This is a genomic window from Flavobacterium aquidurense, assembly GCF_031458035.1.
Classification (GTDB): Bacteria; Bacteroidota; Bacteroidia; order Flavobacteriales; family Flavobacteriaceae; genus Flavobacterium; species Flavobacterium aquidurense_C.
This window is the reverse complement of record NZ_JAVDXR010000003.1, coordinates 197972-224619: the sequence shown is the minus strand read 5'-3', so window position 1 is coordinate 224619 and position 26648 is coordinate 197972. Positions and strand designations below refer to the sequence as shown.

General features: G+C 31.9%; 33 protein-coding genes. 13 read left to right on the top strand and 20 right to left on the bottom strand.

The genetic code is table 11. The features are described 5' to 3' along the window. Positions 1 to 10: 10 nt before the first annotated feature. From J2X17_RS06455 to J2X17_RS06400, 12 genes are all read right to left on the bottom strand, one after another. Positions 11 to 460 carry a hypothetical protein gene (locus J2X17_RS06455; RefSeq protein WP_310295795.1) on the bottom strand — a complete coding sequence of 150 codons (450 nt, stop codon included), beginning with the start codon at positions 458 to 460 and terminating at the stop codon, positions 11 to 13. 336 nt (positions 461 to 796) lie between these two features. Continuing rightward, complete coding sequence (locus J2X17_RS06450; protein WP_310295793.1) at positions 797 to 1177, bottom strand: hypothetical protein; 381 nt, start codon at positions 1175 to 1177, stop codon at positions 797 to 799. Then, positions 1178 to 1630, bottom strand: coding sequence for a 2-dehydro-3-deoxyphosphooctonate aldolase (locus J2X17_RS06445; protein ID WP_310295791.1), 453 nt, complete (start codon positions 1628 to 1630; stop codon positions 1178 to 1180). 122 nt (positions 1631 to 1752) lie between these two features. Next, positions 1753 to 2430 carry a lysoplasmalogenase gene (locus tag J2X17_RS06440; protein ID WP_310295790.1) on the bottom strand — a complete coding sequence of 226 codons (678 nt, stop codon included), beginning with the start codon at positions 2428 to 2430 and terminating at the stop codon, positions 1753 to 1755. Between the two features lie 7 nt (positions 2431 to 2437). After that, entirely contained in the window at positions 2438 to 3709 is a 1272-nt protein-coding gene (locus J2X17_RS06435) for a sterol desaturase family protein (protein ID WP_310295788.1), read from the bottom strand. 64 nt (positions 3710 to 3773) lie between these two features. Next, the gene (locus tag J2X17_RS06430) at positions 3774 to 4049 is read right to left on the bottom strand and encodes an ATP-dependent Clp protease adaptor ClpS (protein ID WP_294780715.1); all 276 of its coding nucleotides are present in this window, start codon (positions 4047 to 4049) and stop codon (positions 3774 to 3776) included. A gap of 36 nt (positions 4050 to 4085) precedes the next feature. Beyond that, positions 4086 to 4919: a 50S ribosomal protein L11 methyltransferase gene (gene prmA, locus J2X17_RS06425; RefSeq protein ID WP_310295787.1), complete on the bottom strand. Its 834-nt coding sequence runs from the start codon at positions 4917 to 4919 to the stop codon at positions 4086 to 4088. A gap of 276 nt (positions 4920 to 5195) precedes the next feature. Further along, positions 5196 to 5948, bottom strand: coding sequence for a triose-phosphate isomerase (tpiA, locus tag J2X17_RS06420; RefSeq protein WP_310295786.1), 753 nt, complete (start codon positions 5946 to 5948; stop codon positions 5196 to 5198). Between the two features lie 57 nt (positions 5949 to 6005). Then, positions 6006 to 6506, bottom strand: a complete 501-nt coding sequence (locus J2X17_RS06415) for a TlpA family protein disulfide reductase (RefSeq protein WP_310295785.1) — start codon at positions 6504 to 6506, stop codon at positions 6006 to 6008. 375 nt (positions 6507 to 6881) lie between these two features. Then, on the bottom strand, positions 6882 to 7547 hold the full coding sequence (locus tag J2X17_RS06410) for a dienelactone hydrolase family protein (protein WP_310295783.1): 666 nt from the start codon (positions 7545 to 7547) through the stop codon (positions 6882 to 6884). Between the two features lie 160 nt (positions 7548 to 7707). Beyond that, the gene (locus J2X17_RS06405; RefSeq protein ID WP_310295781.1) at positions 7708 to 8808 is read right to left on the bottom strand and encodes a BT_3928 family protein; all 1101 of its coding nucleotides are present in this window, start codon (positions 8806 to 8808) and stop codon (positions 7708 to 7710) included. A gap of 90 nt (positions 8809 to 8898) precedes the next feature. Next, on the bottom strand, positions 8899 to 9438 hold the full coding sequence (locus J2X17_RS06400; RefSeq protein ID WP_310295779.1) for a DUF1599 domain-containing protein: 540 nt from the start codon (positions 9436 to 9438) through the stop codon (positions 8899 to 8901). A gap of 233 nt (positions 9439 to 9671) precedes the next feature. On the opposite strand from J2X17_RS06400, the gene folP reads away from it, so the two are divergent. Together folP and J2X17_RS06390 are read left to right on the top strand one after the other, a co-directional pair. Next, the gene (gene folP / locus J2X17_RS06395; RefSeq protein WP_310295777.1) at positions 9672 to 10505 is read left to right on the top strand and encodes a dihydropteroate synthase; all 834 of its coding nucleotides are present in this window, start codon (positions 9672 to 9674) and stop codon (positions 10503 to 10505) included. 137 nt (positions 10506 to 10642) lie between these two features. Then, positions 10643 to 11293: a hypothetical protein gene (locus J2X17_RS06390; protein ID WP_310295775.1), complete on the top strand. Its 651-nt coding sequence runs from the start codon at positions 10643 to 10645 to the stop codon at positions 11291 to 11293. Positions 11294 to 11333: 40 nt separating this feature from the next. On the opposite strand, the gene rlmH is transcribed toward J2X17_RS06390, so the two are convergent. The 7 genes from rlmH to J2X17_RS06355 form a co-directional block, all read right to left on the bottom strand. Beyond that, on the bottom strand, positions 11334 to 11807 hold the full coding sequence (gene rlmH / locus J2X17_RS06385; RefSeq protein ID WP_026982293.1) for a 23S rRNA (pseudouridine(1915)-N(3))-methyltransferase RlmH: 474 nt from the start codon (positions 11805 to 11807) through the stop codon (positions 11334 to 11336). Between the two features lie 83 nt (positions 11808 to 11890). Beyond that, positions 11891 to 12193 carry an antibiotic biosynthesis monooxygenase family protein gene (locus J2X17_RS06380; RefSeq protein WP_310295773.1) on the bottom strand — a complete coding sequence of 101 codons (303 nt, stop codon included), beginning with the start codon at positions 12191 to 12193 and terminating at the stop codon, positions 11891 to 11893. 170 nt (positions 12194 to 12363) lie between these two features. Continuing rightward, positions 12364 to 13779, bottom strand: a complete 1416-nt coding sequence (locus J2X17_RS06375; RefSeq protein WP_310295771.1) for an adenosine deaminase — start codon at positions 13777 to 13779, stop codon at positions 12364 to 12366. Positions 13780 to 14006: 227 nt separating this feature from the next. Continuing rightward, the gene (locus tag J2X17_RS06370; protein ID WP_310295769.1) at positions 14007 to 14291 is read right to left on the bottom strand and encodes a GNAT family N-acetyltransferase; all 285 of its coding nucleotides are present in this window, start codon (positions 14289 to 14291) and stop codon (positions 14007 to 14009) included. Between the two features lie 21 nt (positions 14292 to 14312). Continuing rightward, positions 14313 to 14708 carry an OsmC family protein gene (locus J2X17_RS06365; RefSeq protein WP_310295767.1) on the bottom strand — a complete coding sequence of 132 codons (396 nt, stop codon included), beginning with the start codon at positions 14706 to 14708 and terminating at the stop codon, positions 14313 to 14315. Between the two features lie 3 nt (positions 14709 to 14711). Continuing rightward, positions 14712 to 15593 carry a pirin family protein gene (locus tag J2X17_RS06360; protein ID WP_310295765.1) on the bottom strand — a complete coding sequence of 294 codons (882 nt, stop codon included), beginning with the start codon at positions 15591 to 15593 and terminating at the stop codon, positions 14712 to 14714. Between the two features lie 297 nt (positions 15594 to 15890). Beyond that, on the bottom strand, positions 15891 to 16991 hold the full coding sequence (locus J2X17_RS06355; RefSeq protein ID WP_310295763.1) for a DNA alkylation repair protein: 1101 nt from the start codon (positions 16989 to 16991) through the stop codon (positions 15891 to 15893). A gap of 336 nt (positions 16992 to 17327) precedes the next feature. On the opposite strand from J2X17_RS06355, the gene nadC reads away from it, so the two are divergent. From nadC to priA, 7 genes are all read left to right on the top strand, one after another. After that, positions 17328 to 18185: a carboxylating nicotinate-nucleotide diphosphorylase gene (nadC, locus tag J2X17_RS06350; protein WP_310295761.1), complete on the top strand. Its 858-nt coding sequence runs from the start codon at positions 17328 to 17330 to the stop codon at positions 18183 to 18185. A gap of 100 nt (positions 18186 to 18285) precedes the next feature. Continuing rightward, on the top strand, positions 18286 to 19209 hold the full coding sequence (locus J2X17_RS06345) for a YihY/virulence factor BrkB family protein (protein ID WP_310295759.1): 924 nt from the start codon (positions 18286 to 18288) through the stop codon (positions 19207 to 19209). 1 nt (position 19210) lies between these two features. Beyond that, positions 19211 to 19639, top strand: a complete 429-nt coding sequence (locus J2X17_RS06340) for a DUF2147 domain-containing protein (protein ID WP_310295757.1) — start codon at positions 19211 to 19213, stop codon at positions 19637 to 19639. Positions 19640 to 19646: 7 nt separating this feature from the next. Next, positions 19647 to 20402, top strand: coding sequence for a subclass B1 metallo-beta-lactamase (gene bla-B1-FLAV / locus J2X17_RS06335; RefSeq protein WP_310295754.1), 756 nt, complete (start codon positions 19647 to 19649; stop codon positions 20400 to 20402). A gap of 112 nt (positions 20403 to 20514) precedes the next feature. Beyond that, a complete protein-coding gene (locus tag J2X17_RS06330; RefSeq protein WP_310295752.1) occupies positions 20515 to 20751 on the top strand; it encodes a hypothetical protein in 237 nt (78 codons plus the stop codon). Beyond that, a complete protein-coding gene (locus J2X17_RS06325; RefSeq protein WP_310295750.1) occupies positions 20751 to 21155 on the top strand; it encodes a type II toxin-antitoxin system VapC family toxin in 405 nt (134 codons plus the stop codon). Before J2X17_RS06330 ends, J2X17_RS06325 begins: the two co-directional genes overlap by 1 nt. Before the next feature lie 50 nt (positions 21156 to 21205). After that, positions 21206 to 23656 (top strand): replication restart helicase PriA, encoded by a 2451-nt coding sequence (gene priA, locus J2X17_RS06320; RefSeq protein WP_310295748.1) that lies wholly within the window; start codon positions 21206 to 21208, stop codon positions 23654 to 23656. On the opposite strand, the gene J2X17_RS06315 is transcribed toward priA, so the two are convergent. Next, a complete protein-coding gene (locus J2X17_RS06315; protein WP_026982306.1) occupies positions 23657 to 24355 on the bottom strand; it encodes a LytR/AlgR family response regulator transcription factor in 699 nt (232 codons plus the stop codon). Positions 24356 to 24532: 177 nt separating this feature from the next. On the opposite strand from J2X17_RS06315, the gene rpsF reads away from it, so the two are divergent. From rpsF to J2X17_RS06295, 4 genes are all read left to right on the top strand, one after another. After that, positions 24533 to 24874 carry a 30S ribosomal protein S6 gene (gene rpsF, locus J2X17_RS06310; protein WP_007810575.1) on the top strand — a complete coding sequence of 114 codons (342 nt, stop codon included), beginning with the start codon at positions 24533 to 24535 and terminating at the stop codon, positions 24872 to 24874. A 5-nt stretch (positions 24875 to 24879) separates the two neighbouring features. Further along, positions 24880 to 25176 (top strand): 30S ribosomal protein S18, encoded by a 297-nt coding sequence (gene rpsR / locus J2X17_RS06305; protein ID WP_002987043.1) that lies wholly within the window; start codon positions 24880 to 24882, stop codon positions 25174 to 25176. Between the two features lie 66 nt (positions 25177 to 25242). After that, positions 25243 to 25683 carry a 50S ribosomal protein L9 gene (gene rplI, locus J2X17_RS06300; RefSeq protein WP_072971140.1) on the top strand — a complete coding sequence of 147 codons (441 nt, stop codon included), beginning with the start codon at positions 25243 to 25245 and terminating at the stop codon, positions 25681 to 25683. A gap of 124 nt (positions 25684 to 25807) precedes the next feature. Continuing rightward, entirely contained in the window at positions 25808 to 26281 is a 474-nt protein-coding gene (locus J2X17_RS06295) for a DUF6495 family protein (protein WP_310295744.1), read from the top strand. The last annotated feature ends 367 nt before the right edge of the window (positions 26282 to 26648 follow it).

Below are 26648 nucleotides of genomic sequence, written 5' to 3'. Positions count from 1 at the left end.
GGAGAAATAATCAAATATTTTTTTGAAATTTAACATAAAATCTCCAAAACAGAATCTGTCCAAGTAAAAATAGAATATTACTAAAAACACGAATATAAGCGAGCATTTTAATTTGAGAAGCAAAGATTGTAAGATCGTTAAAGTTCAAATCAATAAAATCAGCTAAATTAAGTTTTGCAATTAAAACAGAGGGCAGGGTTAATAGTAAATGAATAAAGAATTTTTTAAAATTTATTTCTGATTTAATTTTAAAAAGTTTCCAATAATAAAAAGTAACAATGCTAAGAATTGCAAATTTAATTAAGTTTAAAATTACCTTTCCTCCAACAATATTCGTATGCCAACCCGGAATTATGGAATTAAAAAAATCAGAGTTTATGCAAAGAATAGCAATGTAATAAGGAAATACGATTATACATAAAAAGGCGAAAATTAAAAAAGCAGTTTTTGTTTTAATCATTTTTTTCTGTTTTAAAACAACTGTTTTTCATAAGATTTCTTCATAAAGGATTGCGAAATAATAACAATTGCAAGAATAATAGAAAAAATATTGATATCACAACTATTCCCAATATTCCCATTCCACAAACATAGTTCCTTCCATCGAGGCTTTCTCTAAAATTATAAGAGGCAATGTGAAAAGATAAAATTGATAAAACGAATGTAGAGTACAACTAATAAAAGAGATAGTTTAAACTTTAATTTGATAATTTCGTTGATCGCTTTTCTTCCAAATATAAGTTGAAAAAATAAAGGGAAAATAATTAAAATAAATGGGGATATTCCGAACATAAATTTACTTTTTGATAATAACTTCCAATATTTTTTTTCTTTTTAGTTCTATTATTTTTCTGAAGTTCAATTCATTGATTTTTAACTCATTTTCACTTCTGAAAACTTCATATTTATTTTCTTCCTGATTTACATAAATAAAATTATATAAATCTAAAGTGTCGTTTTCTTTTGTGATTACTTCAACTCTTTTCCAGTTTTTTGTAATTAAACCAAACTTTTGAGTTTGATTATTTACAATAATATCTCCACTTTCCGAATCAAAATAAATTTCTTGTAAATCACCGTAATGATCTTCGATTTCCATTAAATATAATCCATACGCAACAAAACCAAAAAGGATAAATAACAAAATTATTGAGCCTAAAATTATTTTCTTTATCATTTACTCCTTCTTCAAACTCAATCCCATCGGAACCATTAAAATTCCTTTTTCGTAAACATTCAAATATAGTTTGATAGGTTTCTTTTGTCCTTCCCATCTTAATTCATAAACATTTAGGAATCCTGCACCCATATCGCTTCTTTTAGTTGGGAAAGGACAGCAGGTTTCTAATCGTGCATAAGTTATCTTTTCTCCATTTGGTCCCGCAAGAGCATTTAGGAAACGAGTTTCGTTTATCGCTTCATTTTTGGTGCTTCGGAAAAAAATATTTATTGGGTAATCAGGATCGTAACCATATTTTTTGTCTTTACTAAAAAGAGTTATGACAAATGTGTTTTCATTTTTCAAAACTAAATCAGGAGCATTGTCATCTACATTTTTCAAAGTCGATTTTGTGCTCATACAAGAAGTCACTGTAATGAGTAAAACAATTAATAGGGTTATTTTTTTCATGGTTTAAGAGTATTAGTCGTACAAATGTAAAAAGTAAAAATAGTTTTTGCCACAGATTAAAGGATTAAATAAAAAATTAATCTACGAAAACCTTTTTAAATGTTGTTATTCGTCTATATAAGCTATTCTACTTTTTTAGGATTTAGTTTTAATACTCCAACCACAATCAGATATTGTGCCACAAGATAAGTCAGCATGATTAAAAACGAACTTCTTTCAATTGGTGTGTAAAATTTATTGATTGCCAGAATACTATCTGAAATAACAAAGACAATTGCACCAATAAAAATGTATTTATTTCCTGGGTCTTCCCAAACCAAAAATCCTTTAAAAACAAATAAAAGCATGATCGATATTACGCTGGCGTACACAATAACAGGTACTTTTAAATCGCCTAAAGAAGGTAATAAAAGAGACAGCATTCCGATAAGATAAAGCGCAATTGCAAAACTTCCAATCCCGAAAGCAACTTTGTTTTTATTGGCTTTAGTTTTGATTTGATTATTAAAAAGAATACAATAAATAACATGAGCGGTTAAGAAAGAAACAAGCCCAAGTATAAAATAGATTTCGGCAATATCGGCAAAAAGTAAAATAACATCGCCAATCCATGAAAATAATAAAGCAGCTAAGAGCGTATTTTTAGTGGGGAATTTTCGATAAAAATAAACACCAAATCCTAAAAGCGGAATTAAAATAGGTTTTAAAAACAAATCTAAATTTTCGTATCCGATAAGTAAAATAAGTAAGTAAAGTGTGCTAAATACAATAAAAGTTTTAAAAATGGTGGCGTTTCTCATAATGGGATTATGAATTTATTAATTGGTTTTGAATGGTTTTAAAATCTTTCGTAACAAAATAAGCAGAGGCTAAAAATGACATGCTTAAATAAGTTAGAATAATATAATTTGAAGCAGGAAAAATTTGATTTAAACCAAACCAATCTCCGTAATAAGTTATAATGGCAACGGCTACTATAAAACGGAATGCTTCCCAAAAAATGGCGTATTTGCTTTTATCCATTAATTCTGAATAACTGTAAATCGTAATCAGAATAAAAAAGCCATAAATAAAGATATTTGGCAAGCCGATTTTGGCAATATTATCAAACAAATAAGTCACAAATAAAAGCGTAATTAAGACCTGAGCAACCGACCAATAAATGAGTTTCTGAGAATTTTGAGTGCCGTATTTTTCAAAATCATAAACATTTTCTATTTTGTGTACGGGATATTTTTCTTCGAAATTTTCCGGACGCCATCCGGTTGGTTTAAACCAGATAGTAAGCTTGTCGTTCCAGTTTTCTGCGCGCCATGCATCTTTGATTAATAAGGTTAGGTGCTGAAAATTTATCTTAATCGGATTCCAGGTATGCGCTGGTCTTGTAATGCCAAAAACTGGCGGAACATCGTCAAGTTCAGCCTGAAAAGTACCGAAAAGCTTGTCCCAAAAAATAAATATCTGCGAGTGATTTTTGTCTAAATATTCCGGATTTATCGCATGATGCACGCGATGGTGTGAAGGCGTTACGAGAATTTTTTCAAGAACCCCCATTTTTTTAATATGCTTGGTATGATACCAAAATTGTAAAAACAAATGAAGAGGCAATGTAATAGCAATTACCGAAGCAGGAACGCCCAATAAAGCAGCCGGAATCAATAAAAAAGTAAACAAATTAACCAGACTTGCAATTGGCTGCCTTAAAGCACAGGCCAGGTTAAATTCCTCACTGCTATGATGAATCGCATGTTTATTCCAGAGAAAATTAATCTGATGCGCCAATCTATGGCTCCAATACCCATAAAAATCGATGACAAAAAAAGCAATGCAATAGGAGAGAACATTAGCTTCGAGATGGTAAATGGCAATTTTAGAAACCAGCCATTCGTAAGAAATAAAAGTCAGGCTTAAACCTAAAACATCTTTTACAGAATTGGTAATTCCAGAACTAATACTCGATACGCTGTCTATTAAAGGAGCAGTATCTTCTTTTTTATAGCTGCCGTATATTTTTTCAATTATGATTAAAACCAAAAAAATCGGCGTAGCAATAATTAATATTTTTCCGTAATCTTCCATAAAAAAACATTGTATTTTATTTCAAATATAAAATAAAATACAATGTTTTTTAAATTATTTGCAATTAAACGATTTCAGCACTAAGTCCGGCTTCCAAAAGTTGCGTGCATTGTGGTTTTAACTTGTCGATTGGCCCCGTTTTTACGGTGCATTTCCCGTTGTAATGTACAATTAAGGAACATTGTTCTGCTTGTTCGGCTGTATGGCTGCAAACACGCATTAAAGTGTCAATTACGTGATCAAAAGTGTTTACATCGTCGTTATAAACTATGATTTCGTTATTGAAACCAACGGCTTCTTTTTCACGAACTCTTTCTCTTACTTTTTCTTTAGTACTCATGTTTTTTAGGTTTTTGTACTTTTGTAATTACTAAAACTAATTTACGTATTTTAATGAAACCCAGTTGTTTCTTTGAAATTTTTTAACATAAGTCAATCCTTTTTCTGTGCATGAAGCATCGATAAACGGAATGTCCTCTTCATAAAAACCACTAAAAAGAATAATTCCTTTTGGGTTTAAAGCATCAACATAACTTTGCATATCATTCAACAAGATGTTTCGGTTAATGTTGGCTATAATAAAATCGTATTTTTTACCGGCTAATAATGCGGCGTCTCCTTCGTAAACCGTAATATGTTTACAATTGTTGCGTTCAGCATTTTCGATCGAATTCAAATAACACCAGTTGTCAATATCTATGGCATCGATTGGCTGAGCGCCTTTCATTTCGGCCAAAATAGCCAAAATTGCAGTTCCGCAGCCCATGTCCAACGTTTTTAAACCCGTAACATCCATTTCTAATAAATGTTGGATCATCATGTGAGTTGTCTCGTGATGCCCCGTTCCGAAACTCATTTTTGGTTCGATTACAATATCAAATTCGGCATCAGTTTTTGGATGAAAAGGAGCGCGAACATGGCATTTTCCGTCTACATCAATCGCTTCAAAATTCTTTTCCCATTCCTCGTTCCAGTTTACCTGATCGATTTCTTCAACAGTATATTCAATTTTAAATTCTTCCGATTGTAAAATATAAATGTCATCCAGAATAGTTGAATCCCATAAATCTTTCTTCACATAAGCTGAAATTCCGTTGTCAGTTTCTGTAAAAGTTTCAAACGCCTTTTCGCCTAATTCAGCAATTAAAATTTCTGATCCTGGTTCTTTCGGTTCAATCGTAAAATGATAACCTAAATATATATTCGACATAAATAATTTTTTTGCAAAGGTAAGAATAGAATGTAGAAGTTGCTTATAAATCATATTATAAACTAAAATTTTTCTTTTACCATATAAGTGATATAAGTAAATATAAATTAATTCAGAAATAATTTTATGAGTAATTTATAGCACATATAAAAAGGTAAAGACATAAAAAAAAAGCGTTCGAAGAACACTTTTTTTTTATAGTAAATCTAAAATCTAAAATCTAAAATCTAAAATCTAAAATCTAAAATCTAAAATCTAAAATCTAAAATCTAAAATCTAGATAGCCGTTACAATTGCCAAGAAATCATCTGCTTTTAAAGCTGCGCCTCCAATTAAACCACCGTCTACGTCTGGTTTAGAGAAAATTTCTTTTGCGTTGTCTGGTTTTACAGAACCACCGTATAAAATAGAAACTTCATCAGCGATATCAGCTCCAAAAGCTTTACGAACAACTTCTCTGATGAATTCGTGCATTTCCTGTGCTTGTTCCGGCGAAGCAGTTTCTCCGGTTCCGATAGCCCAAACTGGCTCGTACGCTAAAACAACATTTTCCCAAGACTCTTTTGCAATGTGGAATAATCCGTCACGCAATTGATTCTCAACAATATTGAAATGATTTCCTGATTGACGGTCTTTTAATTCTTCTCCAAAACAGAAAATTACAGTCATATCATGTTTCAAAGCAGTATCAACTTTGTTTGCGATTAAAGCATCTGTTTCATGAAAAATAGCTCTACGCTCAGAGTGTCCAAGAATTACAGTGTTTACACCAATGCTGGTTAACATATCTGCAGAAATTTCTCCTGTAAAAGCACCGCCTTCAGCCTGGTGAACGTTTTGAGCAGAAACTCCAATAGTTGTATTTTTCACTTTAGCTGCTGCAGCCTGTAAGTTTACAAATGTTGGCGCAACAATTACCTGAGCAGTAGTTTGTGCTGGTATTTTTGTAATTAATTCGCTTAATAATTCTTCAGTTTGTGCTGCGTTTTTATGCATTTTCCAGTTTCCTGCAACAATCTTTTTTCTCATTTTGGTAGTTTTTATTATTCTTTTAATTTTTGTTTTTAAGTGGTATTTGTACTGGTATTAAGCTTGTTTTAAGCTTTTTAGAGTTTCATTGATTTTATCAAAATCAGTTTCAATAGCGCGATATAAAACGATTTTTCCAGTTTTATCAACAATAATGTATCTCGGAATCCAGTCTAAATCAATTGCTTTTCCAAAAACACCTTTCATACCATCATTCATCATAAAATGATCGCCTTTTAATTCGTGTTTTTCAATTCCGATTTTCCATTTGTCAGCCGTTTTATCCGCAGAAAGGAATAAGTAAGAAACATCAGGATTATTCGCTTGCAATTCTTTTACTTTGGGCATTGCTTTTACGCAATCTCCACACCATGAAGCCCAAACTTCGATAACCAAAGTTTTTCCTTTGTATTTTTTTAAAATGTTTTTGAAAGAAGTCTGGCCTCCATCAACTGTTAGTAATTTTTCAGATAAAGCTTCTTTAGAAAAACTTGTCTTCTGTGCTTGTGTGCATGAAAAGGTAATCAATGCAATAAAAACCAAGGCTAATTGTTTCATACGTAGATAAATTTATTTTTTAATAAAATATGAGATGTTATTCATCATCTTTTAAATGATTTGTAATGATGAATATCTCATGCCGAACAAAGTTAAACAAACAAATTGAATGCCAAATGGAGATTAACAAAATTTGAAGAGTCGTTTATTTTGTAACAAAACAAGGAATTTGGGTTAGGAAAATGCGATTGAAATCGTAATAGTTAGCTTCAGAAATGAAAAATTTTAGTAATCATTTTTGAATGAAGTAAAATTTGGATTTATTTTTGTATTTTTTTTACCATTAAGAGATCAAAAAAACGTCAGATTTCAACCAAAAAGCCTTCAATAAAATGTAATTATTGAAGACTTTTAAAATGTCTTTTGATGAAAGTTTTAGTTCAAATCGTAATTACCATTTGCCCATTTTTTACTCGGAGCAATCCATAAATCAGAAGCTTTGTATAAAAAACCGTGTTTTAGATTGGTGTTTAATTCTATTTCTTTGAAATGATTGATTTTAAGTTTCGAAGTTTCTTTTCTCTTAATTGCCGAAACACCATAAATGTCTGATTTTTCATAGATTGTTAGAATGTTTCCACAGAAATTAATCTCAGGAGCTTGTTCGATATCGATATCTCGAAAACATCCTATAAAAACAAAATTTACATTCGGGTTTGCCAAATACGTCGAAACATATTGTGCAATATATCCGCCCTTTGAAGTCCCGATTACGGTAATTTTATTTGGAGAAACACCGTCCTTAATTAATTTTTTAATTTGCTTGACAATCTTTTCCGCATATTTTGCTGCGTTAGTATTTTTCTTTCTGATTTCGCTAAAAACAATAAAGTTATCGTTTCTATACGAAGCTAAAATTTCGTTGTATTCTGCTTTACCATATTCTGGATGTGCCACGTTTAAGTCATTTTGCTCAACAAAAGCATTGTGCAGAAAAAAGATGTAAGCCTGATCTTTATTTGGAGTTGATTGGCAAAAGCCTGTAAAGTTTAAAAGGAGAATTAGTAAAAAGGTCGACGAGAACTTTGATGATTGTTTCATGGATTAGTTTGTTTTTTTTGAAATAGTTGAAACAAATATAGAAAACAAAAAAGTCTGATTTGCTATTTTTCTTACGCAAAAATATGTGTAAACAAAAGCGCCAATTTAACTAATGAATAGAAAAATTGGCGCTTTAAATTTTATATAAATTTGAAAAAAATTACAATTTTAAATCTCCAATATCATTATAATGAACTTTCTGAATTATAGTTCCGTTGTGTATAACGACGATACTTGGGTTTGCTCTTTCAATCGTTTTTAAGGCTGTTGCATCACAGAAATAGAAATCGACATTTAAGCCATATTCTTTTTTAGCGTTTGCAATTTCATCCAAACCAGAAGCTGTCATGGCAATAACTTTATAACCTTTTGCTTGTGCCTCTTTATTTACAGCTTCTAATTTTTTCATTCCGGCTGGATCAGATAAATTCAAATCGTAGGTCACAAAAATAAGTAACTTTGGTTCTTTCAAAAATTCTGATTTATAATCTGCATCTTCTTTCCTCATTGTAAAATCATGAATTGGCGGCTGGTAACCTTCTGAAATTACTTTATCTTTTCTATCCACGAAAGTGGCACCAGCAGGAATATTCATTAAATCTTTCTCCGTAAACTCTTTATCAACACCGTTCACTTTGTAGATAAAAATCATTTCAACAACAGATTTTGGAGCACCTTCAGGAGTTTCCATTCCTTTTTCGATATTAGTTCCGACTTTGTAAGGACGGAAATCTTTTATCGGATTATGATTCAAAACCCAAACGGCCATAAAAGCACACAAAACAACACTTACGTAAACTGCAAAATTGGTTTGTGGAGTTGAAAACAATGGTCTTATTAATTTTTGATTGATGAATAAAATTAAAATAAAGAAAAGTAGAACAACATCTTTTGTAAACGATTGCCAAGGTGTTAAGTGTAAAGCATCCCCGAAACAACCACAATCTTTAACTACGTCAAAATAAGCCGAGTAGAAGGTAAGGAAGGTAAAGAAAATGATTAAAAGCAATAAAGCCCAAATCGTGGTTTTTGATTTATACCCCACCAATAACATTACGCCCAAAACAACTTCTAAAATCACTAAGAAGATCGCTAAACCTAAAGCGAATGGCTCCAAAAAAGGCATGTTGAAAACTGGCTCGCTAAAATATTCTGCCAATTTATAAGAGAAACCAACTGGGTCATTCAGTTTTATTAATCCTGAAATGATAAATAATACGCCGACAAAGATGCGTGAGAATTGGGTAAAAATATTTTTCATGTTTTGAGGTTATTATAAATTCCAATTTTTAAATTCCAAATACCAATAGTACTACGTTTGGAATTTGGATTTTTTTCTTTGGAATTTCTTTTATTTAAGTGGATTTAAAATCAAAGCAAAAACTGCATAATTAATCATATCCTGATAATTAGCGTCGATGCCTTCAGAAACTAAAGTTTTACCTTTATTATCTTCAATTTGTTTTACGCGAAGTATTTTTTGAAGAATTAAATCAGTTAAGGAACTCACACGCATATCACGCCAGGCTTCTCCATAATCGTGGTTTTTGGCTTCCATTAACTCTTTGGTTAATTTAATTTTAGCGTCGTATAATTCGGTTGCTTTTGCTACATCAAGATCAGGCTGTTCTGCAACACCCAATTCTAACTGAATCAATGCCATAATCGAATAATTGATGATTCCGATGAATTCTCCTTTTTCATCTTCATCCACTTTACGGATTTCGTTTTCCTGTAAACTTCTGATTCTTTGTGCTTTTATGAATATTTGATCGGTTAGCGAAGGCAGTCTTAAAATTCTCCATGCACTGCCATAATCTGTCATTTTATTGATAAATAAAGTACGGCAAACCGTAATTACATTATCATATTCAAGGGAAGTATTCTTCATTTATTGCTGTATATTTGCTAAAATTTCTTCAAAAATAAGGAATTTTTCAAGAGTTTCAAGTTTCAGGTTTTCTTTGTTTCAAGTTTTTTCTAAACAAATTGTTAATGGGATAATTTGAAACTGAAAAAATGATGTTTCAAGTTTCAGGTTTCAAGTTTCAAGTTCTGGAACCTATACAATCTACAGCAACCTGAAACTTGAAACTTGAAACCTGAAACAAAAATAAACAACAAATGACGATTAACTGCAAAGGACAACTTATTGATTTATCAGTTCCTAAAGTAATGGGGATTTTGAATGTCACGCCAAATTCCTTTTTTGACGGAGGAAAATATAAAAACGAAGAGGAAATTATTTCTCAAGTTGAGAAAATGTTATCTGAAGGTGCAACATTTATTGATATTGGCGCATATTCGAGCAAACCAAGTGCTGAATTTGTAACCGAAGCCGAAGAAATTGAACGTATTGTTCCAGTAATTGAATTGATTTTAAAACATTTTCCGGAAGCTTTATTGTCGATTGATACTTTTAGAGCCGAAGTCGCAAAAGCAAGTATAGAAAACGGCGCGGCGATTATAAATGATATTGCTGCAGGAGAATTGGATGATAAAATGTTTGATGTGATTGCAAAATATAATGTTCCGTATATTATGATGCACATGCGCGGGAATCCGCAAACGATGCAAAGTCTGACTGAATACGATGATATTGTAAAAGAAATGCTTTTTTATTTTTCTGAAAAAGTAAAAAAGGCGAGAAGCCTCGGAATTATTGATTTGATTCTTGACCCGGGTTTTGGATTTGCAAAAACAACCGATCAGAATTATGAAGTTTTACAAAAAATGGAACTTTTTAATGTATTAGAGTTACCAGTTTTAGCCGGAGTTTCAAGAAAATCGATGATTTATAAAACACTTGGTAATTCTGCACAAGAAGCCTTAAACGGAACTACGGTTCTTAATACAATTGCATTGACAAAAGGAGCGAAAATACTTCGTGTGCACGATGTAAAAGAGGCAATGGAATGTGTGACTTTGTTTGAGAAAATGAATTATAATAAAATATAACCGACAGATTTGTCATTCCGAGGAACGAGGAATCCCCACAAGAAACTCCGCAATCATAATTGCCAAACTTTGTCGAGCTACTTGCGGGGATTCCTCCTCCGTCGGAATGACATACTTTGTGTTAAAATAAATAAATTATGAAATACTTTACTGTAATTATAGCTTTTCTTCTTTTTTCATGTGGAGAAAAAAAAGATGTTTTGCTCCCAAAAGCAAATGTGTCAATCGTTAAAGATGTTCAGGATCATTCACCAATTTACATCTTTTTTAAAACCGAAGGCAAAGACACAATCGCCGAAGTAAACAGAAAAAACAGCATCATCTCAACCAATTGGATTTTCAATATCGACAAGCGCTTACCATTAAAATTGGTAATTCCGGAAGTAATAAAATTGCAGGAAAAAAAACGCGGAGACAGTGCCCATAAAAATGAAAAAGCCGAAAATTATTATTCCTATGCAGATTCCATCGGAAAGAATTTAGCCTTTTTGCCTTTCACGAAAGTGTTTTATAAAATGGAGCGTATTAGCAAAAATACGAGCCAATTGTATTTTAGAAAAAATGGAATGATAGAATATAGGGGAAGAAAAACTTACGATTTTCCTAAAAATAATCTGGAACCTTTTTTAGATAGTTTGGTTATAAATCCGAAAGCCCAAATTATATTTTCCTATGATAAGAATATGCATTATGGCGATTATATCCAATCTAAAATCCTTGTAAAAACTATAATTGATAAAAAGATCCCATTTGTTTTTATAAGTGAAGAAGAAGAGTATATCTACTAAAAACTTGAAACCTGAAACAAAGAAAACCTGAAACAAAAGTCTACTGATGATGATAAGGTTCATTTCTTAAAATCGTAAATCCGCGATACAATTGTTCGATAAAAAATAAACGCACCATCTGATGAGAGAAAGTCATCAGCGAAAGCGAAATTTTGCCCTGCGCTTTGCTGTAAACGGTATCTGAAAATCCGTAAGGACCGCCGATTACAAAAACCAAAGTTTTGATTCCCGAATTCATTTTCTTTTGTAATTCTTCAGAAAAACCAACGCTGGAAAAGTTTTTGCCGTTTTCATCCAATAAAATCAATTGATCTGTCGGAGAAAGTTTGGACAAAATCAATTCGCCTTCTTTTTCCTTTTGCTGACTTTCAGATAAATTCTTCACGTTTTTGATATCCGGAATAATCTCCAAATCAAATTTGATATAAAACGATAAACGTTTGGTATAATCGTCTATTAAAGTCTGCAACGATTTATTGTCGGTTTTGCCAATGGCGATAAGTTTGATGTTCATTGTTTTTCGATTTTTGCCACAGATTATAAGATTCTCATAGATTAAAAAATCCTTTAAAATCTTTTAATCTGTGGCATAAAAGATTATTTTCTATTCTCAAAAACGGTTTCAAAATGTTCTACAATTGGAAAAGGTTCATAGTAGTGATGCAAAATATTTTTCCATTCTAAATACGCTTCCGAAGTCCTAAAACCTATTGTATGATCTTCCAAAGTACTCCAATCAACTAATAAAAGATATTTGTTTTCGACTTCCAGACATTTTTCTAATCGATGTCCTAAATAGCCATCAATCGAAGAAATGTACTGACTTGCCTTTGCAAAATCAATTTCGAATTGAGTTAATAAATCTCGTTTTATATAAAGAACAGCGGCTTCTAAAATCATAGTTAATTAGGATTACAAATTCATTTTTATCTCGATCTGCTAATCTGCGAGAAAAAAAATAGGTCTCGCAGATTTAGCAGATTCGGCAGATTTTTATTTTAAAATCTGCGTTAATTAGCTTTAATCTGAGTAAATCTGCGTGAAATCTTTTCACACAAGTTTATAAAGATTTAGTTTTTAGAAAATTTTTCTTCAAAAGTTTTAAATCTCGTATCCAAATCTTTCAGTAATTGTTTTTTTACCGAGACATCCTGAATAAAACTGTAATTAATGCTGTTGTAAACGTATTGCCTTATCGTTGCGTATGAAACGTCAGGATATCTTTTAGCCAATAAAACATACTGTTCTGTCATATTGGTTCTCAAAATTCCCGCATCGTCTGTGCTGATTACAATTGGAACATTAAATTCTCTGTAAAGTGTAAACGGATGACGACCTTCTTTTACTTTCAAAATAAACTCATTACTCGCCAAATTAATCTCAATCGGAATATTGTTTTTTGTCATGTAACGCAATAAATCGTATGAGTTTTCTTCGTAGGCGATGTCAACTCCGTGCCCAATTCTGTTAGCACCGGCAACGTGAATCGCATCATTAATATGCCACGTTAAATCTTCTGGCTGAACTAAACCTAAAGTTAATTCTCCCGCATGAAGCGTATATTTTACGTCAGGAAATTTAGAGTGCCAATATTTAAACATTACCATGTGCAACCAATAGTCCTTCATAGAATTTTGACCATGCTCTGGGGAAACGATGTTTACTCCTGCCACTAATTTGCTGTCGTTTGCTGAGATAAAAGCGATTGTCAGGTTTTTAAATAAATCGACCGGATTCATAAAACGAAGTACAAAATTTTGATAACGCATTGTAAATTTCTCGTCGTCAATTTTTAGGTCTTTGTGCAGTTTTGCAATGAAATTGGTGTTGAATTCAGTAGCATATTTTTTAGCATCTTTTTGTTGAATCGCTTTATTCAATTCATCTAAAAGTTTTAGAACTGCTTTTTCATCTTTTTGACTAGCTGCCTGACGTAGTTTTGAATTGAAATCACTTAAATCAGAAACATCCATATCACACGGAATCGTTGATAATTGTGTTTCGATATAACTTACATTTTCTGCAATGGCGCGTTTCTTTAATTCAAGCATTCCTTCTGCAAAATGACCTGCGATAGTTGGTTCGAATTTCATGAAAGAGTCAAAAAATAAATCATCAGAAGGTACTGAACCATTATAATCTTTAGCCGACCAGGTTTGCATTATTTGTTGCTGATAAAAAGGTAATTTTCCTTCGTTTTTAAGAGAAGAGAAGGTTTGCCAATTGCCAATTGCAGGTTTTGTTTTAGCAACTCCCATCGTTTCTATATTCAGATAAAAATCTTCTGCAATAGCTCTTTCCAAAAGAGATTCTGCATAAACTGATCCCGAAAAATGATGATGTAAATCGCCGCCTTTTGGCATTTGTTGAAAGAAAGCTGTTAAGAGAGCTTCATTGTTTCTGTTTTTTTCTAAATAATTTTCAGCCGATTGAGAAAAGCTGATTTGCGCTATAAAAAAACAGAAAAGTGTAATTATCCTTGTCATACTCTAAGTTTAAATTACATGCAAATGTAAGGCTTTTCGAGGAGATTTGAAAATGTGTTTTTACTTTGTGTTGATCTAACCGCAAAGTTCGCAAAGTTTAGTTATATGCTAAAACTGAATATAAATACAAAGTTCGCAAAGCTTTACTTAAAACTTTGCGAACTTTGCGTAATTCTTTGCGTGCTTTGCGGTTAAAAAAATCTTAGAACCTTAGGAATCTTAGCATCTTACGAAAAAAGTACATCACGAATTTCCTCCGTCTTATCAAAAACGCTTTTTGCAAAGGGACAAAGCGGAATAATCTTCAGGTTACTATTTCTGGCGTATTCAACTGCTTTCATCACTAATTTTTTGCCAACACCTTTTCCATTAAATCCTTCGCTCACTTCGGTGTGGTCAATGATAAATTTTGAATCTCCTGCCCAGGTATAGGTCATCTTTCCGGCTTGTTTTCCGTCTTCGATAGCTTCAAAATAGCCTCTTCTTATATCGTTAATTTGATGTATTTCCATGATTATTTTATCTAAGATTATTTATACTAGAGAAGTTTCGATTTTAATTGTATTTATAAGTGTTTTATGAACAGGACAACTGTTTGCAATTTTCAAAATTCGTTGTTTTTGTGCATCGTCAACATTTCCTGTGATCAGGATTTTTGTTGAAAATAAAGAAACGGTATGTTCTTCATTTTTTTCAAAATCTACCCAAATAGTTAGTTCTGAAACATCCCATCCTTTTCTGTCAATATACATCCGTAACGTAATTAAAGTGCAGGAAGCTAGAGATGAAGCCAGAAGTTCAAACGGACTAAATCCTAAATTTTTCCCGCCTATTTCCTGTGGTTCGTCTGAAATCAGAATATTGCCACTTTTAGATGTTATTTCAGTACGGTATTTTCGGGTATCGATTTGTGCTTTAATGGTATCCATAAATTATTTGATTCTAGGTTCAGGTAAAGGCACGAATTCTGTTTCGCCCGGAACTTTCGGGAAAGTCTGTTCTGTCCAGTCTTTTTTTGCTTTTTCGATTAGTTCTTTGTCTGAAGAAACAAAATTCCAAAAGATAAAATGTTCTTCAGGAAATGGGATACCGCCAAAAATATAAACGGTACTGTTTTCGGCTAATTCAAATTCGCATAAGGTGCTGTCATTGGTAATCAGAATCTGTTTTGGATCGTAAACATGTTCGCCGCTTTTAATGCTTCCTTCTAAAATATATAAACCGCTTTCGCCGAATAAATCTTTTCCGATATTGATTTTTTTTGCTTCGGTACTTTTAATTTCAATAAAATATAACGGACTATAAACGGGAACTGGCGATTTTTTTCCAAAAGCTTCTCCGGCAATTAATTTATAAGAAACTCCATCATTTTCCCATTTCGGAATGTCATCTGCTTCAACATGCGCAAAAGTCGGATCCATTTGTTCCAATTCTTTTGGTAGCGCCACCCAAATTTGCAAACCGTGAAGCATTTTATCAGAATGTCTTAAATATTCCGGTGTTCTTTCAGAATGTACAATTCCTTTTCCGGCCGTCATCCAGTTTACGGCACCTGGTTTTATTTCTAATTCGGTTCCTAAACTATCGCGGTGCATGATGCTTCCGTCAAACAAAAAAGTAAGAGTTGAAAGTCCGATATGCGGATGCGGAGGGACATCCATATTTTCATGATCACTTAAATGCGCCGGTCCCATGTGATCGATAAATACAAATGGTCCGACAGCTCTTTTTTCACGGAAAGGCAATAATCTGCCTACCATAAAATTGCCAATATTGGCAGAGCGTTCTTCGATAATTAAACTGATATTTGACATGGTTTTCGTTTTAGTTGAATGCAAAATTACAGTTGCAGTCACAATCTGTAACTTAATTTAGATTAAGAACATGTGTTTTCGGTAATAACTATAAAAGTAGGGAAAATGGTTGGTTTTGTTTTTATAGTGTTGATTAAATTTAACACATAGAAACATAGATTTAAAATCGAAAGTTTTAGATTATTTTAAAAAATCTAGATTTTAACACATAGTGTAGATTACGATCTAATGTGTTTTGATGCGAGTGAAACGACTTTTTCAGACAGCTAAAATCTATGTTTCTATGTGTTTAAAATTCTATCCAATCAATTCAAATTCCAAAGCCTCACTTTCTGTCCCATTAATGATAATAGACAATTGATGCATTCCCGTATGGAAAACACGAGTTGTAATTAATTTAAAAGATTGATTTCTCTCGACTTTAGTCAATTGATGTGGCTGATAGATTTTCTCACTGATTTTGAAGACCTTTTTAGCCAAATGACCTTTTGATTTTTTGTAATGAACAGCATATTCCAAACGAATTGTTTTAGCCTCATCATTTTTATTATTTAAGTGAAATTGAAACTGTAAATACTCTCCAATTTTGACTTTTGGTGTTTTGATTTCGAAATTAGAAAGCTCAATATTGGTACTTTCTAAACCGTAATGACTCAAAATTTCAGGATGTCCTTGCTTTAATAAAGTACGACAGCCGTGTTTGATGATTGCGTCGGTTTCTTTGCTGATGCCTCTCCATTTTTGAGCAATATCAAGGACAATTTCCGGATTATCTTTTACAATATCATTTAAATTATTGGCGACGCTTCGGCGAACATATTCTGATGGATCATTTTTAAGATTTTCTAAAATAGGCAGAATAGAAGTTGGATCTTTCTTTAAGTACGGAATCGCCATTGCCCACGGTAATCTCGGGCGCGAACCTTCGCTGGCTAATCTTCTTACATGATGATTTTCATGCAACGACCATTTTGTCATTTCATCGATCATCTTTTCTTTATATTTTAAAATGAAAGGACGAACAGCAAATTCACAACTAATAAATTGTGTTATGGAAACAAAGGCTTTCGCCGAAGTTTTAAAATCATCCAAACCGTATTTTTCAATATAATCTGCAAAGAAAATGAATGCCAGATTTCCATCAGTAAAACTATTTTTCTTTAAGTTTTTAATGATTTTGTCAATTAAAGCAACGGCTTCAGGGAAATTCTCGGGCATAAACTGATGTAAAACAACGGTAGTGTGTTTCATGCGGTCTTTCCATTCTTTTTGTGTAAAATTGCCTTCGTAAATGGCTTCAATGAATTTTTCTTTGTTGAATGCCGGATTCACTTCTGCGACAGCCTGACTAAATTTTTCGTAAAAAGTAACCGAGTAAATATCTTTAATTAATCCCATGATTTTGTTTGAATGAAACTCAAAGATATTTAATGTTTTGAATTAAAGTTATGGGTTTTGATTAAAAAAATAAACATATAGAAACATAGAATTTTACTATTTAGTTTGAGGTGTTTTAAAAAAAATCAGATTTTACCACATAGTTGTATTGTGTTTTTATAAGAGTGAAACGCCTTTTTTTACAATGATTAACTATGTATCTATGTGTTAGAGTTTTTTAATACTTTTCTTCTTAATTTTATCAGGTATTTTCTTGTTTTGGAATTTTTGGCAAAGCTTAAACTTTCAAATCCACAAAATAAGTCCTACTTTAGCATATTATAAAATTTAAGAAAAATGATTAGCGAAGTACAATTTCAAGCTGAATTACAACTATTGATCAGCAATGCAATTCGAGAAGATGTAGGACCGGGAGATTATAGTTCATTGGCATGTATTCCGGATACGGCTCATGGACAAGCTAAATTATTGGTAAAAGATCAGGGAATTATTGCTGGCGTTGCACTGGCCAAATTGATCTTTGAATTTGTTGATCCAAAATTAAAAGTAAAAACATTCATAGAAGACGGTACGCGCGTAGAATATGGCGATGTCGTTTTTGAAGTTGCGGGCAGTTCGCAATCTATTTTAAAGGCAGAGAGAGTGGTTTTGAATACTATGCAAAGAATGTCCGCTATTGCAACAAAAACTAACGAATATGTACAGCTTTTGGGCGGGACCGGTGCTAAAATTTTAGATACACGTAAAACAACTCCAAATTTTAGAGCTGCCGAAAAATGGGCAGTAAAAATAGGAGGAGGTGAAAATCATCGTTATGCTTTATATGATATGATTATGCTGAAAGACAATCATATTGATTTCGCTGGAGGAATTACATTGGCCATTAAGAAGACGAAAGACTATTTAAAAGCCAACAATTTAGATTTAAAGATCATTGTTGAGGCCAGAAATCTGGATGAAATTCGTGAAATTTTGTTGAGCGACGGCGTTCACAGAATTTTAATCGACAATTTCAATTATGAAGATACTAAAAAAGCAGTGGCTTTAATTGGTAAAAAATGCCAAACAGAATCGTCTGGAAATATCAATGAAAAAACCATTCGAGAATATGGACTTTGCGGTGTAAATTACATTTCATCAGGAGCTTTAACACATTCTATTTATAATATGGATTTGAGCCTAAAAGCTTTTTAAATTAATTATTAATTGTTAATATAGCACAGAATGCTTTAATCTTACAATCCAAAAATCTAAGAAGTCTAACAATCTAAGCAGTCTAAAAATCTAAAAATATATGTCTCAAGAAATTGAAGATCGGATTGAAAAAATCCCGATTGTACGTTCTGTAGCTCGTCTTTTTAAGAGAATAAAATTTCCTTGGCTTGAAGGATTCTCTTTATACGATTTATTAGAAATGTATATAATGGGAATTATCGAAGGCGCTTTTTCATATCATGCGAGTGCGGTTTCTTTTAGCTTTTTTATGGCTTTGTTTCCTTTTGCTTTATTTATTTTGAATTTAATTCCGTTTATTCCTATTGAAGGATTTCAGGATGATTTTCTTCAGTTTGTACAACAAGGAGTTCCACCAAATACGTACGATGCTATTAGTAAAATTATTAGCGATATTTTAAACAATAGTCACTCCGGATTACTTTCTTCAGGATTTTTGCTTTCCATTTTTTTGATGGCAAATGGTATTAACGGAATTCTGAGCGGTTTTGAATCTTCAAAACATGTTTTTGATAAACGTGGTTTTTTTAGTCAGTATTTAGTGGCGTTGGCGATTTCACTTATAATGACTATTATTTTGTTTGTTACGGTGGCCACAATTGTCGTTTTTGAGGTATTTATTCAAAAAACTATCATTCAGGATGTTTTGAGTGATCGAATTCCGCTCATTATTTTGGGCCGATATTTGTTTGTAATTTTGATGATTTTGATAACATCTTCAATATTATTACGTTATGGTACTAAACAGTATAATAAAGTTCCTTTTATAAGTATCGGATCTGTTTTTACAACGGTTTTAATTGTTATATCCTCGTTCTTTTTTGGGATTTGGGTTATAAAATTCTCAAAATATAACGAACTTTACGGTTCAATCGGAACATTATTAATTCTAATGTTCTACATTTGGATCAACTGTATGATTCTGCTTCTGGGTTTTGAATTGAATGCCACTATCAGAAAATTAAAACAAAAAAAAAATATATAATATGAAAAATTGGATGTTAACAATTGGTGTTTTTTTTATAACAATGAGTACTATTCAGGCGCAAAGTGTTATTGGAAAATGGAAAACAATTGATGATGAAACTGGTGAAGCTAAATCTATAGTAGAGGTTTATGAAAAATCTGGAAAAATCTATGGTAAAGTTGTTGAAATATTACGTGCTGATCATAAAAAAGATGTGTGTGCAAAATGTGAAGGTACAGAAAAAAATAAACCAATTTTAGGTATGGTTATCATTAATGGTCTTAAAAAAGACGGTTCTGAATATAACGGAGGATCAATTTTAGATCCAACGAACGGAAAAAAATACAAATGTTATATCGAATTAGAATCTGCTGATAAACTAAAACTTCGCGGTTATGTTGGGATTTCTATTATGGGAAGAACACAATATTGGACAAGAGTGAAATAAAAAAAATATGCGAAAATTAGCTTCGATAATTTTATTCTTAGCAATACTATCCAATAGTTTTGGACAATCTAAGAATTCGCCATTACAAATAAGTCATCTTACAGGTGACTTTTATGTTTATAGAACGTTTCACGATTATAACGGAACGATGATTTCTGCCAATGCCCTATATCTTGTTACAGATAAAGGTGTTGTGTTGTTTGATGCGCCGTGGGACAAAACACAGTTTCAGCCTTTGTTAGATACAATTAAGGCAAAGCATAACAAAGAGGTTATTATGTGTTTTGCAACGCACTCTCATGATGACCGTGCGGGTGGATTAGATTTTTATAGACAAAAAGGAATAAAAACATATTCTGGTAAATTAACAGATAATATCCTTAAGAAAAATAATGAAAAAAGAGCTGAATTTATAGTTCCAAACGATACAATTTTTAATGTTGGAAACCATACTTTTCAGGTATACTATCCTGGAAAAGGACATGCGCCGGACAATATTATAGTTTGGTTTGATAAAGAAAAAATACTTTACGGAGGTTGTTTCGTCAAAAGTGCGGAAGCAAAAGATCTAGGGTATTTAGGTGATGCAGATGTGAAAGAATGGGAAAAATCGATTAAAAAAGTACAATCGAAATTTAAAAGTCCAAAATATATCATCACTGGACACGATGATTGGAAAGATTTGACCTCTTTAAAACATACCTTGAAATTGGTTCAGGAATATAATGCTGAAAAAGTTTCGAATAAATCAGAGAAAAAATAATTTTATATTACGGTACTAATATTACATCTTTTTGCGGTTGGTAGTTCTTTAATTTATTACCAAAAAATAGCTAATTTTGCTTATATTTGGAACTAATTAAAATGAAATAAGGATGACTATAACTGACAAAAATATACTTGAAAGCTATTCAAATTTATTTGAGGGACTTAGTTTTGATAATAAAATTGAGCTTATTGAAAGACTGACAAAATCTTTAAAAGCCAATAAGTCAAAAGGAGTTGGTTTTTATAAATCTTTTGGTGCGTTTGCTTCCGAGAAATCTGCAGAAGAGATTGTGTCTGAAATTAAATCCAGCAGAAAATTTAAAAATACTGATATTAAATTTTAATGGGTTATTTACTTGATACAAGTATCTGTGTTTTCTTTTTAAGAGGAAGACTACATCTTGATAAAATGATAAAAGAGATAGGGTTAGAAAATTGCTATATTTCTGAAATTACGGTTGCAGAACTGCGTTTTGGAGCTGAAAATAGTGACGATCCTATAAAATCAAATAAAGCTGTTGATGTATTTTTAAAAGGATTGACTGTTATTCCTATTTTTGGTTCTATAAAAAGATATGCTATAGAAAAAGTAAGACTTAGAAAAATTGGAAAACCAATGCATGATGAGTTTGATCTTTTGATTGGTGTCACTGCGATAGAAAATAACTTAATTTTAGTTACTGATAATACTAAGGATTTTAAACTTTTGAGTGGAATTCGAATGGAGAATTGGTTTGAAAGAACTTAATTGTAATGCCGGTTTTTCCTCCCTTTTATAAATCCCAATAAAAAAATCACATGTTTTTTGTCGAAGTTATTTTACCACTTTCCTTAGTTAAAACCTTTACATACCGTGTTTCTGAGGCTGAATTCCATTTCATTAAAAAAGGAATGCGGGTGGCGGTGCCTTTTGGTAAAAGTAAAATCTATACGGCTTTGGTTATTGATATGCATCAGAATAAGCCAAGTTTGTATGATGCCAAAGAAATTCATCAAATATTAGACGAAAGACCAATTGCTACCGAAACTCAGATTAAACACTGGCTTTGGGTGGCAAATTATTATATGTGTGGCATTGGTGATGTGTATCGCGGTGCTTTTCCGAGTGGATTGTTGTTGGAAAGTGAAACGATTATTTCGCATAAAGCTGATGTTATTGTTAACCAAAAGGAGCTTTCAGATGAGGAATTTTTGATTTATGAAGCATTGCAGCAACAAAGTTCTCTTAAAGTTCAGGAGATTATTTCAATTTTAAACAAAAAGAATATTTTTCCGATTCTTCAAAAACTGATGGATAAAGGTATTATAGTTTTAGAAGAAGAAATAAAAGAAAGTTATAAGCCCAAACTGGTTCGATATGTAAAATTACATTCGAAATACGAATCAGATAACGGTTTAAATGAATTATTGGAATTTCTGAAAAGATCCAATAAACAAAAAGAAATTGTTTTGGCTTATTTCCAAATTAATGCTTCGGAGAAAAAACCGGTTACTGTTAAGAAATTGACCGAAGTTTCAAATGCTACTGCTGCCACTGTAAAAGCATTAATCGAAAAAGAAATTTTTGAAGAATATTTTCTGCAACACGACAGGGTTTCTTTTGATGGGAAAGCTTCAGAAAAGCAATTGCAATTAAGTGATGCTCAGGAAACAGCTTTTAATGAAATTAAAAATAATTTACAGGAAAAAGAAGTTTGTCTTTTGCATGGTGTTACGTCAAGTGGAAAAACGGAAATATATATTAAGTTAATAGAGGAATATTTAGAAACTGGAAAACAGGTTTTGTATTTATTGCCTGAAATTGCATTAACAACGCAATTGGTTTCTCGTCTTAGAAATCATTTTGGAGATAAGGTGGCTGTTTTTCATTCGAAATACAGTAACAACGAAAGAGTAGAAGTCTGGAAACAAACGCTGGAAAATTCAGAGAAAGCGCAAATTGTAATAGGAGCAAGGTCGGCTTTGTTTTTGCCTTTTAATAATCTCGGATTATTGATTGTTGACGAAGAGCACGAACAGACGTTCAAGCAAACGGATCCGGCGCCCAGATATCACGCTAGAGATTCGGCAATTGTTTTGGCTAATTTTCATCATGCCAAAGTACTTTTAGGATCAGCAACTCCGAGTATTGAAACCTATTTTAATACACAAAGTGGGAAATTTGGTTTAGTAACGCTTTCAGAACGTTATAATAATGTTCGAATGCCTGAAGTTGTGCTCGTTGATTTAAAAGACAAGCATTTCAGAAAAAGAATGACTGGTCATTTTAGTGATCTTTTAATTGAAGAAATTGCTGAAGCATTGTCTTTGGGTGAGCAGGTTATTTTGTTTCAAAACAGAAGGGGATATTCGCCTATAATCGAATGTCTCACTTGTGGTCATGTTCCGCATTGTCAGCAATGTGATGTGAGTTTGACTTTTCACAAACATAAAAATCAATTAAGATGTCACTATTGCGGATATTCAATTGCAAAACCAACACATTGCCATAGTTGTTCGAGTATAGATTTGACTACAAAAGGTTTCGGGACGGAACAAATTGAGCAGGAATTGGTTTCTCTTTTTCCGAAAGCCAAAACTGGAAGAATGGATCAGGATACAACACGTGGAAAATTTGGTTTTGAGAAAATTATTGATACTTTCAAGAATAGAGAAATTGATATTTTGGTCGGAACGCAAATGCTGGCTAAAGGATTGGATTTTGATAATGTAAGTCTTGTCGGAATTATGAATGCCGATAATATGCTACACCACCCGGATTTTAGAGCCTTCGAACGTAGTTTTCAGATGATGACACAAGTTGCAGGAAGAGCAGGAAGATCAGAAAAACAAGGAAAAGTTGTGATTCAAACTTACAATCCGAATCATAACACAATTCAGCAGGTTACTACACATAATTATATAGGTATGTATAAGGAGCAATTATACGATCGTCAGATCTATAAATATCCACCTTATTTCAGAATTATAAAACTGACTTTGAAGCACAAAGATTTTGATAAACTGAAAGAAGGATCGATGTGGCTGTACCAGGTTTTGAGTCAGAATTTGAATATGCCGGTTTTAGGTCCGGAAGAACCAGCGATTAGCAGAATCAGAAATGAATATATCAGAACGATATTGATTAAAATTCCGCAAAACCTGCATTTAGGAAACACAAAAAAAACTATTCAGAAAATGTTGAATAGTTTTGAGGCTGTTGCTCAATACAGAGCTATTAAAGTGATTGCTAACGTCGATTTTTATTAATTAAGACGAAGTAGATAATGCTTTAACTAAATCTTCTTTTTTGTTTCGGCTTAAAGGAATTTTAGTAATTCCGATTTCGGCAAATTTACTATTGAAGCGTTCTACCTTGTCAATATTAATAATATAGGACTTGTGAACGCGAATAAATTTATCTTTTGATAAATCGTTTTCAAAAGATTTCATTGTCGAAAGAACTAAGTTGCTGTCGTCTTCTGTAACTACTCTTACATAATCTCCAAAAGCTTCAATCCATTTAATTTTAGATGTGAAAATTTTTAGCTTTTTAAGATTGCTTTTGATAAAAATGTGCTCTCCTTCCTCTTCTTTAACCTCTTTTCTAAGCAGGTGCATGTCAATCGCTCTTTTTACAGAAGCATTGAAACGGTCAACGGCAATAGGCTTCTGAAGATAATCAGTAGCATCGTAGTCAAAAGCTTTTAAGGCATACTCGGCTTTAGAAGTAATAAATATAATCTGAGGCTTAGATTTTAGTCCATCAAGGAAATCAAAACCATTAATTACAGGCATTTCAATATCTAAAAATATTAGATCGATATTATTTAAAGAGATACAACTTTTTGCTTCTATTGCATTAGAAAAGTCCCCGATTAAGTGCAAACCTGGGTGATTATTAACTAATTTTGCAATAATTGTCCTCTGTATAGAACTATCATCTACAACAACACAGTTTAGTTTCATAACATTTAAATTTAGAATAAATTCAGGATAGCAGTAGTAAATGTATTATTTTTCTAGGAAAAAAACTAAACTTAAGCCGTATTTTTTACATTACAACGAATAAAGTAGAAAAAGTGTTGTATATATAAAAATAATGGTTACTTTTGCACCCAATTTTAACAAATAAATATTGTATTTATGAATCATTATGAAACTGTTTTCATTTTAAATCCCGTTTTATCTGAGGTTCAGGTGAAGGAAACAGTAACGAAATTTGAAGAATTTCTTACTAGTAGAGGAGCTGAAATGGTATCGAAAGAGGATTGGGGTCTGAAAAAAATGGCTTACGAAATCCAAAACAAAAAAAGTGGTTTTTACCATTTATTCGAATTCAAAGTAGCTGGAGAAGTTCTAATTGCTTTTGAAACTGAATTTAGACGTGACGAAAGAGTTATGCGTTTCTTAACTGTAAGTTTAGACAAACATGCTATTTCATGGGCTGAAAGAAGAAGAGCCAAATTAAAATCTACTAAAGCTTAATTATTATGTCTACAATAGAGCAATCTGCAAAAGGAAAAAAAGACGGAGATATCAGATATTTAACGCCTTTAAACATTGAAACTAACAAAACTAAAAAGTATTGTCGTTTCAAAAAATCAGGAATCAAATATATCGACTATAAAGATGCTGATTTCTTATTGAAATTCGTTAATGAGCAAGGAAAAATTCTTCCTCGTCGTTTAACTGGAACTTCATTGAAATACCAAAGAAAAGTTTCTGTAGCTGTAAAAAGAGCTCGTCACTTAGCTTTAATGCCATACGTGGCCGATTTATTAAAATAATTAAAAACTCTAGTCGCTGGTTTCTGTTAAAGCAGAACCTAACTTCTAAAATATAAGGACAACAACATGGAACTTATTTTAAAACAAGACGTACAAAACCTGGGATTTAAAGATGATGTAGTATCTGTAAAACCTGGTTACGGTCGTAACTTTTTAATTCCTCAAGGTTTTGCTTCATTGGCAACTCCTTCTGCTAAAAAAGTTTTAGCTGAAAACCTAAAACAAAGAGCACATAAAGAAGCTAAAGTGGTTGCTGATGCTAAAGCATTAGCTGAAACTTTAAAAGCTCTTGAAATTAAACTTACTGCAAAAGCTGGTGGAGAGAAACTTTTTGGTTCTATCACAAACATCGACATTGCTGAAGCTTTAGAGAAATCAGGTAACGCTATTGATAGAAAATTCATCACTAGTGGTATCGTAAAACGTACAGGGAAATATTCTGCTAGCATCCGTTTACACAGAGATGTTATCGTTGATTTACCATACGAAATTATCGCTGAAAAGTAATAGTTTTAAATACTATATAAAAATCCCGATGCGAATCGGGATTTTTTTGTTTAAAGGAAATATTAAATAGATTTATAGTTATTTGCCTATAGCTTATAGCGTAAGGCATAAAGCCAAATAAAAGATGAAATACGCAAGATTAACAAAAGAGCAATTTGATGAATTGCATGCAGAATTTGCCAGTTTTTTGGCTACACAGGCTATTGATAAAGCAGAATGGGATTCTCTTAAAATAAACAAACCAGAAGTTGCTGAGCAGGAACTGGATGTTTTTTCAGATTTGATTTGGGAAGGTGTTTTGTCAAGAGCTGAGTTTTTAGAACACTTTTCTAAAAATCATATCTTTTTGTTTCAGTGCTTTGAAACAGATGTTAAGTCAATCGTTTTGAAATCGCTAGTTCCTGAAACTGATTTTTTAACTAAAGACGGTTTGCAATGGTTAAGTGATAATATGTTTACAGAAAACATAGAAATGAAAGTTGGGAAAAAGGTTTTTACTGAAGATAGAAATGCTTCTATCTTTGAGTTGATCCAACAAGGTGCTTTTTTAAGCGATGGGCAATTGTTTACACAAATAAATACCATTATTGAATCTTAGGTTTAATATTAAATTAAATAAGAAATAGACAAACGATATTATTGTTTGTCTATTTTTTTTATTTAACTTTTGTTTAATCTTTTAAATATGACTTTTTTGCTTGTTTTTAGTTGTTTATTGTTGATTAGTCTGATGATTTTTAGCTGCATCTTATTAAATATGCTAAATAAATTGAGGAGTTTTGTTTAATCTTTTTGAATATTGTATTTTTAGTTTATTGTATTATTAAACTGACATTATTTAAATTTTACCGTTTTTTATATTTTTTTTTATTATATTTTTAACAGTTATATTTGCTTTTGAAGCCCATATTTTACTGATAATGGCGGCTTTGTTTTAATGTTTTAAAATTTTTTAAGTAAAAAAA